Here is a 14,685-nt window from a genome sequence, read left to right on the forward strand (position 1 = left end):
TGGCCGCATGCTGACCATCACCCGAGAGCTGCACGACGCGATCGTGGCCCACGCCCGCGCCGACCACCCGGACGAGGCCTGCGGCGTGGTCGCCGGCCCGGCCGGCAGCGGGCGGCCCGAGCGGTTCGTTCCGATGCTCAACGCGGCCCGCTCGCCCACCTTCTACGAGTTCGACTCGGCCGACCTGCTGAAGCTCTACCGCGAGATGGACGACCGGGACGAGGAGCCGGTGATCGTCTACCACTCGCACACCGCGACCGAGGCCTACCCCTCGCGCACCGACGTCAGCTACGCCTCCGAACCGAACGCGCACTACGTGCTGGTCTCCACGGCCGAGGGGAACGGGCCGGGCGACCCGTTCGAGTTCCGTTCGTTCCGCATCGTGGACGGTGTGATCACAGAGGAAGACGTCGAGGTCGTCGGCGCCCCCCTGGCCTGAGCCGCGCGGCCCGCCGCCGGCTGGCGGCGGGCCGGTGTCGTCTCATTTCCCGACACGGAACCATCCAGTCAGCGAGACGGACATGACGGAACCGGGCCGGGAATCGATACGATGAGCCCATGCGTTCCGTCGATGTGAGCACCCAGGCCCCGGGCATCCGCCTCGTGGCGCGCCTGCACATCGACCTGTGCCGGCACGCCGCGGCGATCTGTCCCGAAGCCTGAGCCGCCCAGGCCGGCCCCGGCCGGCGCGCGGCAGCACCGACGCCCCAGAAGTCTCCGCCCCGGCCGCGCCCCGCGGCCCCACCCACATCTGCACAGGAGCGCAGTCATGGCCATCGAGGTCCGCATCCCGACCATCCTCCGCACGTACACCGACGGCGCCAAGGCCGTCGAGGGCAACGGCGCCACCCTTCGGGAGCTCTTCGCCGACCTCGACTCCCGCCACCCGGGCATCGCCGAGCGCCTGCTGGACTCCGGTGAGCTGCGCCGCTTCGTCAACGTCTACCTGAACGACGAGGACGTCCGCTTCCTGGACGGCGTCGCCACCGAGGTGGCCGACGGTGACAGCGTCACCATCCTCCCGGCCGTGGCCGGCGGCGCCCGGTAATGCGTTACGACAGCCCGCTCGCCGCCGTCGGCAACACGCCCCTGGTGCGGTTGCCGAGGCTCTCCGCGGCCGTTCCCGGCAACGGGGACGGGCTGGTCACCCTCTGGGCCAAGCTGGAGGACCGCAACCCGACCGGTTCGATCAAGGACCGGCCGGCCCTGCACATGATCGAGCGGGCCGAGGCCGCCGGCCGGCTCACCCCCGGCTGCACCATCCTGGAGCCGACCAGCGGCAACACCGGCATCTCGCTCGCCATGGCGGCCAAGCTCAAGGGCTACCGGATGATCTGCGTGATGCCGGAGAACACCAGCGAGGAGCGGCGCGAGCTGCTGCGGATGTGGGGCGCCGAGGTGATCGCCTCGCCGGCCGCGGGCGGTTCCAACACCGCGGTGCGGGTGGCCAAGGAGCTGGCCGCCGAGCACCCCGACTGGGTGATGCTCTACCAGTACGGCAACCCGGACAACGCGGGCGCGCACTACGCCACCACCGGCCCGGAGATCCTCGCCGACCTGCCCACGGTCACCCACTTCGTGGCCGGGCTGGGCACCACCGGCACCCTGATGGGCGTCGGCCGTTTCCTGCGCGAGAAGGTCCCGGGCGTGCAGATCGTCGCCGCCGAGCCGCGCTACGACGACCTGGTCTACGGGTTGCGCAACCTCGACGAGGGCTTCGTGCCGGAGCTGTACGACGCCGAGGTGCTCACCACCCGGTACAGCGTCGGCTCGGCCGACGCGGTCCGCCGCACCCGCGAACTCCTCACCGAGGAGGGCATCTTCGCCGGCGTCTCGTCCGGTGCGATCCTGCACGCCGCGCTCGGCGCCGGTCGCCGGGCGGCGCAGGCCGGGGAGCGGGCGGACATCGTCTTCGTGGTCGCCGACGGCGGCTGGAAGTACCTGTCCACCGGGATCTACACCGCCGAGACGACCGAGGCCGCGGTCGAGGCGCTGCAGGGCCAGCTCTGGGCCTGAGTCCCCGGGTGCCGGCGCCCGGGGGCCGGTCAGCGCAGGGCGCGTTGGGCGCGGGCCCAGGTCCGTTCGTCCAGCGGCCCGACCCGGCGTCGGAAGGCACCGAGCGGGACCTCGCGCAGCTCGTCGGTCTCCAGCCAGCTGGCCCGCTGCTGCCGGTCGCCGACCGCGCCCGGTGGCAGTGCCAGCACGCCCGGACGCTCGGCGTGGTGCCTACTGGTGATCTTGACGACGGTCGCCGTCCGCCCGTGCACCCGCAGCACCAGGCACGGGCGGTCCTTGGAGCCCGGGCCGTCCTCGAACGGGACGTCGGCCCACCAGATCTCCCGCGCGGCGACCTCGCCGGCCGCCCGCGGTCGGGGCGCGGACGGCCGGGGCCGCTCGGGGACCGGCCGCCGCCCCGGCCGCCGCAGCCGGTCGGCCAGCCAGACCAGCGCCGCCACCACGGCCGCCGCCAGGATCCACACGAGGTCCAGGTGTTTCATGCGATGACCGTACCGGCTGTGACAGTTGAGACTTAATCCGTCTGCTGCTGCCGGTCTGTCACGGAACCATGACGGGCCCGGTCGGGCGCCCGCCGGCCTCCGCCGCGCCGGAAAGGCTGATCGCGCACCGGGACCCGGCCGACGGACCGTCAACCCTGCCCCGGTCCGGCCCCTGCCCGCGTGCCTCGCGAGCCCGAGACCCGGAGGTGGCACGAGATGAGCCCGCGCAACGCCGAGGTGTGGTCCTATCCCGAGATCGCCCGCCACATCGGCGTCCAGGTGGACACCGTTCGCAACTACCGCCGGCACGGCCTGCTGCCCGAGCCCGACTTCGTCGACAAGGCGGGCCACCCGTGCTGGTACGCGGAGACCGTCCGGGCCTGGGCCCGCCGGCGGCCGGGGCACCGTTGACCGGCCGGGGCGCTCTCTCCCGCCCCGTTCTGGTGATTCCAGCCACAGCGCGGCACGGGGACGGGGGCAAAGTGCCCCGCCGCCCTTACTCTCGACACGCGAACGCAGCGCCTACTTGCGGGTGTGACCCTCGGGTGAGAGAGGCTCGCACGCGCCCAGGGATCCGGCGGAGGGGCTCGGGATGAAACTGACTGTGGTGGGGTGCTCGGGCAGCTTCCCGTCCCCCGAATCGCCCTGCTCCAGCTACCTGGTCGAGGCCGACGGCTACCGTCTGGTGCTGGACCTCGGCAACGGCGCGCTCGGCGCCCTGCAGGCCCACACCAGCCTCTACGAGGTGGACGCGGTCGCACTCAGCCACCTGCACGCCGACCACTGCATCGACCTCTGCGCCTACTGGGTGGCCCGGAACTACCGCGAGGGCGGCCGTCCCGAGCCGCTGCCGGTGTACGGCCCGGCGGACACGCCCGGCCGGCTGGCCCGGGCCTACGACATGCCGGAGGACCCGGGGATGGGCGAGGTCTTCGACTTCCGCACGCTGACCGCCGGCAGCTACCGGCTCGGCCCGCTCTCGGTCACCGCCGTGCTGGTCAACCACCCGGTCGAGGCGTACGCCTTCCGGATCGAGCACGAGGGGCGCTCACTGGTCTACTCCGGCGACACCGGGGAGTCCGCGGCGCTGGTGGAGCTGGCCCGGGACGCCGACCTGTTCCTCTGCGAGGCGGCCTTCACGGACGGCAAGGAGACCTTCCGCGGCATCCACCTGAACGGCCGGGAGGCCGGCGAGCACGCGGCGGCGGCGGGCGTCCGGCGGCTGGTGCTCACCCACATCCCGCCGTGGACCGACCCGGAGCGCAACCTGCGGGACGCCGAGGCCGCCTACGCCGGTCCCGTCGAGGTGGCCAAGGCCGGCGCGGTCTACGAGGTCTGAGCGGCGCCGGACAGCGGCACGGACGAACGGACGGGAGGCGCCGACCCCCCCCGTGGGCCGGCGCCTCCCGTCCGTTCGTGCGGACCTGGATCAGGCCTTGGTGGTGTCCTCGATCTCGTCGTCGTCCTCGCGACCCGGGGTCTTGAGGTCGAACTTGGTGATCGCGAAGCGGAAGAGCACGTAGTAGACCGCCGCGAAGACCACGCCGATCGGCAGGACCATCCACTGGTTGTGGCCGTGGCTCCAGCCGAGCACCAGGTCGATCAGGCCGGCCGAGAAGGTGAAGCCGAGGTGCACGCCGAGCGCCCAGGTCACGGCCATCGAGACCGCGGTCAGCACGACGTGGATGACGTAGAGGATCGGCGCGATGAAGACGAAGGAGAACTCGATCGGCTCGGTGACACCGGTCACGAAGGAGGTCAGCGCCAGCGAGAGCATCATGCCGGTGACGGCCTTGCGGCGCTCCGGCTTGGCGCAGTGCGCGATGGCCAGTGCGGCGGCGGGCAGTGCGAACATCATGATCGGGAAGAAGCCCGACATGAACTGGCCGGCGTGCGGGTCACCGGCCAGGTAGCGGGTGAGGTCGCCGTGCACGACCGTGCCGTCCGGCTTGGTGTAGTCACCGGCCTGGAACCAGGCGTAGGAGTTCACGAACTGGTGCATGCCGATCGGCAGCAGGCCACGGTTGACCAGGCCGAACGCCCCGGCGCCGAGCGCACCCGCGCCGATCAGGGTGTTGTTGAGGTGGCCGATGGCGTTGCCGACCGGGCCCCAGAACTCGGCGAAGAGCACGCCGACCGCGGTGCCGACGAAGGCCATGATGATCGGGACCAGCCGGCGGCCGTTGAAGAAGCCGAGCCAGTCGACCAGCTTGGTGCGGTGGAAGCGCTGCCAGAGCACCGCGCCGAGCAGGCCGATCACGATGCCGCCGAGGACGCCCGGGTTCTGGTAGGTCGCCTCGACCACCTTGCCGTCGGCCACGTGCGCCGGGGAGATCGGGAAGGCCTGCAGCACCTTGCTGTAGACCAGGAAGCCGACCACGGTGGCGAGCGCGGTGGAGCCGTCCGCCTTCTTCGCGAAGCCGATCGCGATGCCGATGGCGAACAGCAGCGGCAGGCCGAAGCTGGTGTCCAGCAGCGAGCCGCCGGCCATGCTGAAGACCGAGGCAACCTTGTCCCAGCCGAGGCCGTCCTTGCCGAAGACGTCGTCCTGGCCGAGCCGGAGCAGGATGCCCGCGGCCGGCAGCACGGCGATCGGCAGCTGGAGGCTGCGGCCCATCTTCTGCAGGCCCTGCAGGGTGTTCTGGCCGAGCTGCTTCAACGGGGACGGGCCCGGCGACGTGGCGGGCGCCGATGCCTGCGCAGTCGTACTCATGGGGTGGTTCCTTACGGCAGGGCGGGTCGGGCGGGGTGCGCTCCGGGGCCGACGCGCGAACTGGTCTACACCACTAGTGGTGTAGACCAGTTTTCTAACACGGCCCGGGAGGGGGTTGGAACCCCTGGCGGTCCCGTGGATGGGAAGTGCTATGAAATCGAAATCTTGCTGTGGATTAATGATCTTCGCAGCCTATTGGTCTACACCAGGGTATTAAGTCCCCTCCTCCGTCAGTCCTTGGTGACGTCCTCCCGCACCTCCTCCGGCTCGCGGCCCGGGGTGAGCAGGTCGAGCCGGGTGATCAGGAACCGGAAGAGCGCGTAGTAGACGGCCGCGAAACAGGCCCCGATCGGAATGATCAGCCAGGGCTTGGTGGCCAGGCTCCAGTTGATCAGGTAGTCGATCAGGCCGGCCGAGAAGCTGAAGCCGTCGTGCACGCCGAGCGCCCAGGTGACCGCCATGGACAGACCGGTGAGCAGCGCGTGGATCACGTACAGCACCGGCGCGACGTAGAGGAAGGAGTACTCGACCGGCTCGGTGACCCCGGTCACGAAGGAGGTCAGCGCGACCGAGGTCATCAGGCCCGTGATCTCCTTGCGCCGGCGCGGCTCGGCGCAGTGGGCCATGGCCAGTGCGGCGGCCGGCAGCGCGAACATCATGATCGGGAAGAACCCGGAGGTGAACTGCCCGGCCGTCGGGTCGCCGGCCAGGAACCGGTTGACGTCGCCGTTGACCACCGTGCCGTCCGGCTTGGTGTAGCTGCCGTACTGGAAGAAGAGGAACGTGTTGAGGAACTGGTGCATGCCGACCACCAGCAGGCCCCGGTTGGTCACGCCGAAGATTCCCGATCCGGTCGGGCCCAGGTCGGTCAGCCACCGGCTGAAGTCGGTCAGCCCGCGCCCGACCGGCGGCCAGACGAAGAGGCAGAGCACGGCGAAGACGGTGCCCACGAAGGCCATGATCATCGGGACCAGCCGGCGGCCGTTGAAGAAGCCGAGCCAGTCGACCAGCTTGGTCCGGTGGAACCGCACCCAGCAGCGGGCGGCCAGCAGGCCGATCACGATGCCGCCGAACACCCCGGGGTTCTGGTAGCTCGGGGACGTGCCGGCCGACCGCACCGGGAACTGGTGCAGGACGTTGTAGTAGACCAGGAAGCCGGCCACCGCGGCGAGCGCGGTCGAGCCGTCCGCCTTCCTGGCCATCCCGATCGCCACCCCGACGCAGAACAGCAGCGGCAGCCCGAGCGAGGAGTCCAGCAGCGCGCCGCCGGCCCCGGCCAGCACCTTGGCGACATCGGGCCAGTCGGCGATCCGGCCGCCCGGCCCGAAGATGTCCGGCTGGCCGAGCCGGTTGAGGATGCCGGCCGCGGGTAGCACGGCGACCGGCAGCTGCAGGCTCCGGCCCATCTTCTGCAGCCCGCCGTAGAAGCTCTGCCACCACTGCTTCTCCGGACGGCCCCGCGCCCCAGGCGCGGCACCCGCCGAACCCGTCATCGTGCCTCCGCTGCCTCTCGGGGCGGTCGGGGAACTACCGGCGGCCGGCCGCGCGTTTGGGGAGTGCAGTCGCGGTGGTGTAGACCAGTGGTGTAGACCGGCTGCGGACAGCCGCGCGTGCGCACGAGGACCCGAATCCCACTCACCGTCATCCTGGGAGGAGGAGCCGGTGCCCGCTCGTGGAACTGCGCCAATCGTGGTCTAGCGTGGCGGATCGGAGCGAACCGGGCGATGCTGGTCGCGCCGGTGCACGACCGGGCGGCTGAGCCCGTGTCACCCCCCCACGCGCCGCCACGCGGCACCGCGCCACACGGCACCGCGCCACACGGCACCGCGCCACACGGCACCGCGCCACACGGCACCGCGCCACACGGCACAGAGGCAGGACGGCCTCCGGCAGAGCAGCCGGTGCGCCGGGACAGAGGGAGAAAGACATGGCCAGCAAGGCTGAGAAGATCGTCGCCGGTCTCGGCGGCATCGACAACATCGAAGAGGTCGAGGGCTGCATCACCCGCCTGCGGACCGAGGTCAGGGACGCCTCCCTCATCGACGAAGCCGCGCTGAAGGCCGCGGGCGCCCACGGCGTCGTCAAGATGGGCACCGCGATCCAGGTCGTCATCGGCACCGACGCCGACCCGATCGCGGGCGAGATCGAGGACATGATGTGACCGTGGGTGTGAACTGACCCACACCGGCTGATCCACACCGGCGACGGCCCGTCACCGCAGCGGCGGTGGCGGGCCGTCGCCGCCGCGGGCTCCGGCGATCCCGGTGGGCGGTACGTCCGGTACGGCCGGAACGGCTACGCTCAGGCGCTATGTCACGCATCGACGGCCGCACCCCCGACCAGCTCCGCCCGATCAGCATCGAGCGCGGCTGGAGCAAGCACGCCGAGGGCTCCGTCCTCGTCTCCTACGGCGACACCAAGGTCCTCTGCACCGCCAGCGTCACCGAGGGCGTCCCTCGCTGGCGCAAGGGCAGCGGTGAGGGCTGGGTCACCGCCGAGTACGCCATGCTCCCGCGCGCCACCAACACCCGCGGCGACCGCGAGTCGGTCCGCGGCAAGATCGGCGGGCGCACCCACGAGATCAGCCGCCTGGTCGGGCGCTCGCTGCGCGCCGTGGTCGACCACCGCGCGCTGGCCGAGAACACCATCGTGCTCGACTGCGACGTCCTGCAGGCCGACGGCGGCACCCGGACCGCCGCGATCACCGGCGCCTACGTCGCCCTGGTCGACGCGGTGTCCTGGGCCCGCGAGAAGAAGCTGCTGCGCGCCAAGGGCCAGCCGATCACCGGCGGCGTCAGCGCGGTCAGCGTCGGCATCATCGACGGCGTCCCGATGCTCGACCTCCAGTACGAGGAGGACGTCCGGGCCGAGACCGACATGAACATCGTCTGCACCTCCGACGGCCGCTTCGTCGAGGTCCAGGGCACCGCCGAGGGCGCGCCGTTCGACCGTGCCCTGCTCGACCAGCTGCTCGACCTCGGCACCCTCGGCTGCGCCGAGCTCGACGAGATCCAGCGCAAGGCCCTGGAGGGCTGATCCCGCACGTGGTTCGCGGCGGCGCACGGGTGCCGCCGCAACCGGCGCACGGTCAGTTGCGCGCCGCCGTCCGGACTGTACAGGTCCGCGAACCGTCCCGTAGGTTGGCCGGGAACAGGCCCGTACGGGAACCGCCGGCCGTGGTGCGGGTGTCGTCCCTGACGGACCGTTCCGCCGCCTTCCCCGGAGGACCCGATGCCGGCCAGCGTCACCCGTCCCGCCACCCTCGCCGTGGCCGCGCTGCTCGTCGTTCTCCCGCTCAGCGCCGTCAGTTGCTCCGCCACCCAGAAGGCCATCGACTGTGGCAGCACCGCGGTGCGGATCGGCGGCGACATCGGCCAGCTCGGCAGCGCCTACAACAAGGCCGACCAGGACCCGGCGGCGGCCGGCAAGGCGATGCAGAACCTCAGGAACGACATCGACGAGCTCGACAGGAAGGCCAGCAGCTCCGACGTCACCAACGCCGTCAACGACCTGCAGAAGCAGGTCGACCTGGTGCAGCAGGCGATCGACCAGAACAAGGCGCCCGACCTGGGTCCGCTCAGCTCCGCCGCCGGCAACCTGACCAAGGTCTGCGCCGGCTGACCCGGGGCGCCGCCGGCTTGGGATACTGGGGAACCATGAGCACCCCCCGACGCCTCGTCCTCGCCACCCGCAACCGGCACAAGGTCGCCGAGCTGCACGCCATCCTCGGCGCGGCCGGCCTCGACTTCGAACTCGTCGGTGCCGACGCCTATCCGGAGATCCCGGACGTGCCCGAGACCGGGGTCACCTTCGCCGAGAACGCCCTGCTCAAGGCGCACGCGCTGGCCCGCGCCACCGGCCTGCCGGCGGTCGCCGACGACTCCGGCCTCTGCGTCGACGTGCTGGGCGGCGCCCCCGGCGTCTTCTCCGCCCGCTGGGCCGGTAAGCACGGTGACGACCGCGCCAACCTGGAGCTGCTGCTCGCCCAGCTCTCCGACATCGCGCCCCCGCACCGCACCGCCCACTTCGCCTGCGCGGCCGCCCTCGCCCTCCCCGACGGCACCGAGCGCGTCGTCGAGGGCCGCCTGCTCGGCGAACTCCGCACCGCCCCGGCCGGCGACGGCGGCTTCGGCTACGACCCGATCCTCCAGCCCCTCGGCGAGAGCCGCACCTGTGCCGAACTGACCGCCGCGGAGAAGAACGCCATCAGCCACCGTGGCCAGGCCTTCCGCGCGCTCGCCCCGATCGTCCGCGAACTGCTGGGCTGACACTCGAACCGAAGAACGAAGAACGAAGAACGAGGAAGGCTGCCCGGAGCGTGTGTTGCTCCGGGCAGCCTTCGTTCGCTGTGCTGGTGCGGCCTGAGGGACTCGAACCCTCACGAGGTTTCCCTCACTGGCACCTAAAGCCAGGGCGTCTGCCAATTCCGCCAAGACCGCGCATCCACCGACCCCGTCATGCTACTGGCCCGTCGGTTGCTTCGTCACCACAGTTCCGGTGGGCCACCAGGGGCCTGTCGGCTCGGCGGATCCACCACCGCGACCGTCTTGTCGGTGTACATCGGACAACGGTTCTGTCGCGACCTGTGCGGATGTGTGCGGAAACTCTTGACGGGAGGGGAGTCTGAGGGTGTCATATCCCACGATGCGTTCGATCATGTTTAGTTCTGATTGATTGTGAGCTGAAGGAGCGTCCGCCTTATGAGCACCTCGCACAACCGTCGTCGTCGGGCGGCCGCTGCTGTCGGCCTGTTGGCCGTGCTGGGGCTGGCAGCCTGTTCGAGTGGGCAGGAGAGCACCGGCGCGTCCGCCTCGGACGACGTGGCCAAGGTGACCGGGAAGATATCGATCACGTACCTGCAGAAACAGGGGGACCAGGAGTACTTCGTCGGCGAGGCGGCCGGGGCGAAGGCGAAGGCGGCTCAGCTGGGGGTCAGCCTCAACGTGGTCAACCTGGGGACGGACGCCAACCAGACGGTCAGCGCCGAGCAGTCGGCCATCGCGCAGAAGACCAACGGGCTGATCGTGGTGGTGCCGGATCCGTCCGTCGGGCCGCAGGTGGTGCAGACCGCCAAGGACGCCAAGGTCGCGCTGCTCACCTCGGACGACCAGGTCTGCGCGACCGGTCCCGACCCGTCGAAGTGCCCGGCGTCCGCGCTGGTGCCGCGGATCGGGTTCAGCGGGACCCAGATGGGCACCCAGGTGGGCCAGCGGGCGGCCGAGGAGTACAAGGACGCCGGTTGGGCGGCTGCCGACACCCGGACCATCTCGGCCTGGCAGCAGGACGTGACGGTCTGCGGCGACCGGGTGAACGCAGCCAAGGCCGCGTTCGCCGCCGGGGGCGGCGCCGGCGTGCAGAACATCGACGTGGCCACCGACAACACCCCGACCGGCGCCCAGGACAAGGTCGCCGCGACCATCACCGCGAACCCGGGCGTCAAGCACTGGGTGGTCTGGGGCTGCAACGACGAGAACGTGCAGGGCGGCATCACCGCGCTGCAGAACGCCGGGGTGACCCCCGACAACGTGATCGGCATCGGTCTCGGCGCCTACCTGGCCTGCAAGGACTGGGGGAGCGGCAAGCCGTCCGGGATGAAGGCGGCGCTCTTCATCAACGGCAGTGACGTGGGCGCGCTGGCCGTGCAGACCATGGTGGACCGGCTGAGGAACGGCAAGCCGTTCCCGCAGGAGTTGGACGCGCCCACCGCGATGGTGGATCCGTCCGACTGGCAGGCGTCCGGCCTGCAGTGCAGCTGAGGCCGGGATGACGGCGACAGAGGTGAACACGGGTGCCGCCGTGCGCGGCCTCGGCAAGCGGTTCGGCGCGGTGCGGGCGCTGGACGGGGTGAGCCTGGAGTTCCCGGCCGGCCAGGTCACGGCGTTGATGGGGGAGAACGGCGCGGGCAAGTCCACACTGCTGAAGATCCTGACGGGAGACCACCAGCCGAGCGAGGGAACGGTGTCGCTCGACGGCGTCGAGCTGGCGCTGCCGACTCCCGCCCACGCACGGGCGGCCGGCATCCGGATCATCCCGCAGGAGCCGGAGATCATCCCGCACGTCTCGGTCGCCGAGAACGTCTACGCCGGTGCGCTGCCCCACCGTTCGGGCCGCCGGCTGGACCGGGCCGAGCTGCGCCGCCGGATCGCCGCCGACCTGGACCGGCTCGGCTTCGACCGGGTGCTCGACCCGGACCTGCTGGGTTCCCAGTTGACCCCGGCCCAACGCCAACTGGTCGAGATCATGCGGGCGTTGACCGGTGAGGCGAGGGTGATCGCGTTCGATGAGCCGACCTCCTCGCTCTCCGAGCAGGAGGTGGCGGCGCTCTTCGCGCTGATCCGTCGGCTGCGCGCGGACGGCGTGGCGGTGGTCTACGTCTCGCACCGGATGCAGGAGATCTTCCAACTGGCCGACCGGATAGCGGTGTTGCGGGACGGATCGGTGGCCGGGGTGCTGGCCGCGGCGGAGGCGGACGAGGCGGATCTGGTCCGGCTGATGGTGGGCCGCGACCTGTCGGCGATGTTCGTCCGCCAACAGGTCGCCACCGACCGGGTGGTGTTGGACGTGCGGGACGTGAGCACGGACGACGTGACCGGGGTGAGCCTGCGGATCCGGGCCGGCGAGGTGGTGGGCCTGGCCGGGCTGATCGGGGCGGGCCGGTCCGAGCTGGCGCTCGCGCTGGCCGGCGACCGCCCGATCCGCAGCGGCGAAGTCCTCCTGGAGGGAGAGGCGTTGGGTCACGGTGGCCCCGGGGCGGCGATCCGGGCGGGACTCGGCCTGGCGCCTGAGGAGCGCAAGGCGCAGGCGCTCTTCCTGCACCGCTCGATCCGCGAGAACACCTCACTGGTGGTGCTGGACCGGCTGCGCCGCCGACGGTTCGTCCGGCGGTCGGCGGAAAGGGAGTTGGCGCAGGAGTACGCGGACCGGCTGCGGGTGCGGGCGCCGTCGATCGAGCACGAGGTGCGCAAGCTGTCCGGCGGGAACCAGCAGAAGGTGGTGCTGGCACGCTGGTTGGCCCGCCGGCCGAAGGTGCTGATCCTGGACGAGCCGACCCGCGGGATCGACGTCGGGGCCAAGGCGGAGATCTACCAGATCATCGCCGACCTGGCCAAGGAGGGCGTCGCGCTGCTGGTGATCTCCTCCGAGCTGCCCGAGGTGCTGGGGCTGTCGGACCGGGTGGTGGTGATGCAGAACGGCCGGATCACCGGCGAGTTGAGCCGCGCCGAGGCGACCGAGGAGCGGATCCTCGCGCTCGCGATGGCCGACGACCTGGTGTCGGGTGTGCCGACCGGGTCGCGTGACGAAGGAAGGACGGCATGAGTACCACGACCGTGTCCGAGAAGGCCGTGCCGGTGCGTCGCGGCGGGCGGGCCGGCGGCCTGCTCGCCGCCGTCGGCGGGCAGAACCTCAGTCTGATCGGCGCGTTGGCGGTGATGCTGGCGCTCTTCGGCTCGCTGAACGACAACTACCTGAGCTGGACCAACATCCAGGTGATCGCCGAGGCGGTGACGATCAGCGGCGTGCTGGCCGTGGTGCAGACCGTCGTGATCATCTGCGGCGGCCTGGACATCTCGGTGGGCTCGCAGGCCGGCCTGTACTCGGTGGTCAGCGCGATGGTCTTCACCTCGACCGGCTCCAGCGCCGTGCTGGGCATCGCGGTGGCGCTCGTGATGGGCGCGGCGGTCGGGGTGCTGAACGGGGTGATCATCGTCTACGGGCGGGTGAACGCGACGATCGCCACGCTGGCCGGCCTCGCCGCGTACAAGGGTGTGGCCCAGCTGCTCTCGAACGGCGCGGCCCAGGGATACGTGCTGAACAACAGCGTCTTCGTCTTCCTCAGTCGGGGGAAGATCGCCGCGCTGCCGGTGATGGTGTGGATACTGATCGTGGTCGCGCTGGCGGTGCACGTGATGCTGAAGTACACGGACATCGGCCGCAACCTCTACGCGATCGGCGGCAACGACACGGCCGCCCGACTGGCCGGCATCGCCATCAACAAGTACCTGATCGCGGTGTACAGCCTGCTGGGCGTGGTCGCGGCGGTGGCCGGGATCCTGCTGACCGCGCGGACCGGCTCCGGGCAGCCGACCTCGGGCAGCGAGGGGCTGGAGCTGCAGTCGATCACGGCGGCGGCGCTCGGCGGCTGCGCTCTCAAGGGCGGCAAGGGCGGGGTCGGCGGCACGCTGCTGGCGGTGGCGCTGCTGGGCGCGCTGGAGAACGGGCTGACGGTGGAGGGGATCAACGCGTTCTGGCAGAACGTCGCGCAGGGCGCGCTGCTGGTGGTGGCGGTGGTGATCCAGCAGCGCCGCAGCGGGGAGCGGGCGGTCGGGCTGCCGGGGTGAGCGCGGTGCGGCCCCGGCGGGTGCCGGGGCCCCGCGGCGTCCTTGGTCAGGCCGTCTCGACCTTGAGGTCGCGCAGCAGCTTGGCGACGTGGCCGGTGGCCTTCACGTTGTAGAGGGCGCGCTCGACCTTGCCCTCCTCGTCGACGATCACGGTCGAGCGGATCACGCCGACCACGGTCTTGCCGTACAGGCTCTTCTCGCCGTACGCGCCGTACGCCGCCAGGACCTGCTTGTCCTCGTCGGCCAGCAGGGTGACCTCGAGGTTCTCGGCCTCGCGGAACTTGCCGAGCTTGGCGGGCTTGTCCGGCGAGATGCCGATGACCTCGTAGCCGGCGCCGGCGAAGACCTCCAGGTTGTCGGTGAAGTCGCAGGCCTGGGTGGTGCAGCCGGGGGTGAGGGCGGCCGGGTAGAAGTAGACGATCACCTTGCGGCCGAGGTAGTCGGCGAGGGACACCTGCTTGCCGTCGGCGTCGGGCAGGGTGAAGGCGGGGGCGGTGTCCCCGGGCTGGAGGCGCTCGCTCACGGTGACTCTCTCCTCGTGCTGGATCTGGTGGCCGTGCCACCGCAAACCTACCTCTGATGGTGGGTGGGACTGCGCGGCTCGGCACCGGAGCTGACAGACTGATCCGGAAGCAGACCGTGACGAGAGGCGAGTGAGGTGGCCCGGGTGGGCGAGGGTAGGACGAAGGACGGTGCGGTGCGGACCACCGCCGAGATCGAGGCGGACATCACCCGCACCCGCGCCCAGCTGGCGGAGACCCTGGACGAGCTGGCCATGCGGGTGCACCCGACCACGGTGGCCGCGCAGGTCCGGGCGCGGACGCTGGCCTCGGTGGAGCAGAAGCTCGGCCGGGCGTACGCCGACGCCAGCCGGGGGCTGGAGCGGATCAAGGCGGAGTTCGTCGACGAGAAGGGCGCGCCGCGCAGGGAGCGGATCGTGCCGGTCGCGCTGGTCGGCGTGGGCGTGGTCCTGCTGGTCGCCTCGGCCCGCAAGCGGAAGCGCTGACGGTACCGGCGGCGGCGGCCCGTCTTCCGGGGCGGCGCCCCACCTAGCGGTCGCGCCAGGTGCAGTCGGGGGGTGGGGGTGGACGAAAAGGAGAACAAACCGCGGGAGCGGCACTAGTCGACCCCCCCT

18 protein-coding genes and 1 tRNA gene are annotated in these 14,685 nt (G+C 71.3%); 14 read left to right on the forward strand and 5 right to left on the reverse strand.

Annotated elements, in window-relative coordinates; genetic code table 11:
* The first annotated feature begins 7 nt into the window (after positions 1–7).
* The 4 genes from ACZ38L_RS17380 to ACZ38L_RS17395 all read left to right on the forward strand — a co-directional run bounded on the left by ACZ38L_RS17380 (position 8) and on the right by ACZ38L_RS17395 (position 2,016).
* Positions 8–439, forward strand: coding sequence for a M67 family metallopeptidase (locus ACZ38L_RS17380; protein WP_396563878.1), 432 nt, complete (start codon positions 8–10; stop codon positions 437–439).
* A 119-nt stretch (positions 440–558) separates the two neighbouring features.
* On the forward strand, positions 559–663 hold the full coding sequence (locus ACZ38L_RS17385; RefSeq protein ID WP_396563879.1) for a putative leader peptide: 105 nt from the start codon (positions 559–561) through the stop codon (positions 661–663).
* 106 nt (positions 664–769) lie between these two features.
* Positions 770–1,048, forward strand: a complete 279-nt coding sequence (locus ACZ38L_RS17390; RefSeq protein ID WP_465694005.1) for a MoaD/ThiS family protein — start codon at positions 770–772, stop codon at positions 1,046–1,048.
* Entirely contained in the window at positions 1,048–2,016 is a 969-nt protein-coding gene (locus tag ACZ38L_RS17395) for a PLP-dependent cysteine synthase family protein (RefSeq protein ID WP_465694006.1), read from the forward strand. The genes ACZ38L_RS17390 and ACZ38L_RS17395 overlap by 1 nt, the downstream gene beginning before the upstream one ends.
* Before the next feature lie 29 nt (positions 2,017–2,045).
* Here ACZ38L_RS17395 and ACZ38L_RS17400 read toward each other — a convergent pair whose 3' ends face one another.
* Positions 2,046–2,489, reverse strand: coding sequence for a type II toxin-antitoxin system PemK/MazF family toxin (locus tag ACZ38L_RS17400; protein WP_465694021.1), 444 nt, complete (start codon positions 2,487–2,489; stop codon positions 2,046–2,048).
* Between the two features lie 225 nt (positions 2,490–2,714).
* Here ACZ38L_RS17400 and ACZ38L_RS17405 point away from each other — a divergent pair, with 225 nt between their 5' ends.
* Together ACZ38L_RS17405 and ACZ38L_RS17410 are read left to right on the forward strand one after the other, a co-directional pair.
* Entirely contained in the window at positions 2,715–2,909 is a 195-nt protein-coding gene (locus ACZ38L_RS17405) for a MarR family transcriptional regulator (protein ID WP_465694007.1), read from the forward strand.
* A gap of 181 nt (positions 2,910–3,090) precedes the next feature.
* Complete coding sequence (locus ACZ38L_RS17410; protein ID WP_465694008.1) at positions 3,091–3,837, forward strand: MBL fold metallo-hydrolase; 747 nt, start codon at positions 3,091–3,093, stop codon at positions 3,835–3,837.
* A gap of 90 nt (positions 3,838–3,927) precedes the next feature.
* Here ACZ38L_RS17410 and ACZ38L_RS17415 read toward each other — a convergent pair whose 3' ends face one another.
* Both ACZ38L_RS17415 and ACZ38L_RS17420 read right to left on the reverse strand, forming a co-directional pair.
* Entirely contained in the window at positions 3,928–5,211 is a 1,284-nt protein-coding gene (locus ACZ38L_RS17415; RefSeq protein ID WP_465694009.1) for a PTS transporter subunit EIIC, read from the reverse strand.
* A gap of 230 nt (positions 5,212–5,441) precedes the next feature.
* On the reverse strand, positions 5,442–6,704 hold the full coding sequence (locus ACZ38L_RS17420) for a PTS transporter subunit EIIC (protein WP_465694010.1): 1,263 nt from the start codon (positions 6,702–6,704) through the stop codon (positions 5,442–5,444).
* Positions 6,705–7,138: 434 nt separating this feature from the next.
* Here ACZ38L_RS17420 and ACZ38L_RS17425 point away from each other — a divergent pair, with 434 nt between their 5' ends.
* The 4 genes from ACZ38L_RS17425 (at position 7,139) to rdgB (ending at position 9,479) form a co-directional block, all read left to right on the forward strand.
* Complete coding sequence (locus ACZ38L_RS17425) at positions 7,139–7,372, forward strand: glucose PTS transporter subunit EIIB (protein ID WP_396563893.1); 234 nt, start codon at positions 7,139–7,141, stop codon at positions 7,370–7,372.
* Between the two features lie 149 nt (positions 7,373–7,521).
* Positions 7,522–8,247 (forward strand): ribonuclease PH, encoded by a 726-nt coding sequence (gene rph, locus ACZ38L_RS17430; protein WP_465694011.1) that lies wholly within the window; start codon positions 7,522–7,524, stop codon positions 8,245–8,247.
* Between the two features lie 195 nt (positions 8,248–8,442).
* Positions 8,443–8,832, forward strand: coding sequence for a hypothetical protein (locus ACZ38L_RS17435; protein WP_465694012.1), 390 nt, complete (start codon positions 8,443–8,445; stop codon positions 8,830–8,832).
* Positions 8,833–8,867: 35 nt separating this feature from the next.
* Complete coding sequence (gene rdgB, locus ACZ38L_RS17440) at positions 8,868–9,479, forward strand: RdgB/HAM1 family non-canonical purine NTP pyrophosphatase (RefSeq protein WP_465694013.1); 612 nt, start codon at positions 8,868–8,870, stop codon at positions 9,477–9,479.
* A gap of 84 nt (positions 9,480–9,563) precedes the next feature.
* Here the strand turns inward: rdgB and ACZ38L_RS17445 are convergent.
* Positions 9,564–9,650: transfer RNA gene (locus tag ACZ38L_RS17445), tRNA-Leu, on the reverse strand.
* Positions 9,651–9,911: 261 nt separating this feature from the next.
* On the opposite strand from ACZ38L_RS17445, the gene ACZ38L_RS17450 reads away from it, so the two are divergent.
* Genes ACZ38L_RS17450 through ACZ38L_RS17460 form a run of 3 tightly spaced genes read left to right on the forward strand, consistent with a single transcriptional unit; the run spans position 9,912 to position 13,550 of the window.
* Positions 9,912–10,967, forward strand: coding sequence for a substrate-binding domain-containing protein (locus ACZ38L_RS17450; protein ID WP_396563901.1), 1,056 nt, complete (start codon positions 9,912–9,914; stop codon positions 10,965–10,967).
* Positions 10,968–10,974: 7 nt separating this feature from the next.
* A complete protein-coding gene (locus tag ACZ38L_RS17455; protein ID WP_465694014.1) occupies positions 10,975–12,528 on the forward strand; it encodes a sugar ABC transporter ATP-binding protein in 1,554 nt (517 codons plus the stop codon).
* Complete coding sequence (locus ACZ38L_RS17460) at positions 12,525–13,550, forward strand: ABC transporter permease (RefSeq protein ID WP_465694015.1); 1,026 nt, start codon at positions 12,525–12,527, stop codon at positions 13,548–13,550. Before ACZ38L_RS17455 ends, ACZ38L_RS17460 begins: the two co-directional genes overlap by 4 nt.
* A gap of 46 nt (positions 13,551–13,596) precedes the next feature.
* On the opposite strand, the gene bcp is transcribed toward ACZ38L_RS17460, so the two are convergent.
* Positions 13,597–14,073 carry a thioredoxin-dependent thiol peroxidase gene (gene bcp / locus ACZ38L_RS17465; RefSeq protein WP_465694016.1) on the reverse strand — a complete coding sequence of 159 codons (477 nt, stop codon included), beginning with the start codon at positions 14,071–14,073 and terminating at the stop codon, positions 13,597–13,599.
* Between the two features lie 144 nt (positions 14,074–14,217).
* Here bcp and ACZ38L_RS17470 point away from each other — a divergent pair, with 144 nt between their 5' ends.
* On the forward strand, positions 14,218–14,556 hold the full coding sequence (locus tag ACZ38L_RS17470) for a DUF3618 domain-containing protein (protein WP_465694017.1): 339 nt from the start codon (positions 14,218–14,220) through the stop codon (positions 14,554–14,556).
* Positions 14,557–14,685 lie beyond the last annotated feature (129 nt).

The sequence above is a fragment of the Kitasatospora sp. NPDC024654 genome, assembly GCF_055559155.1.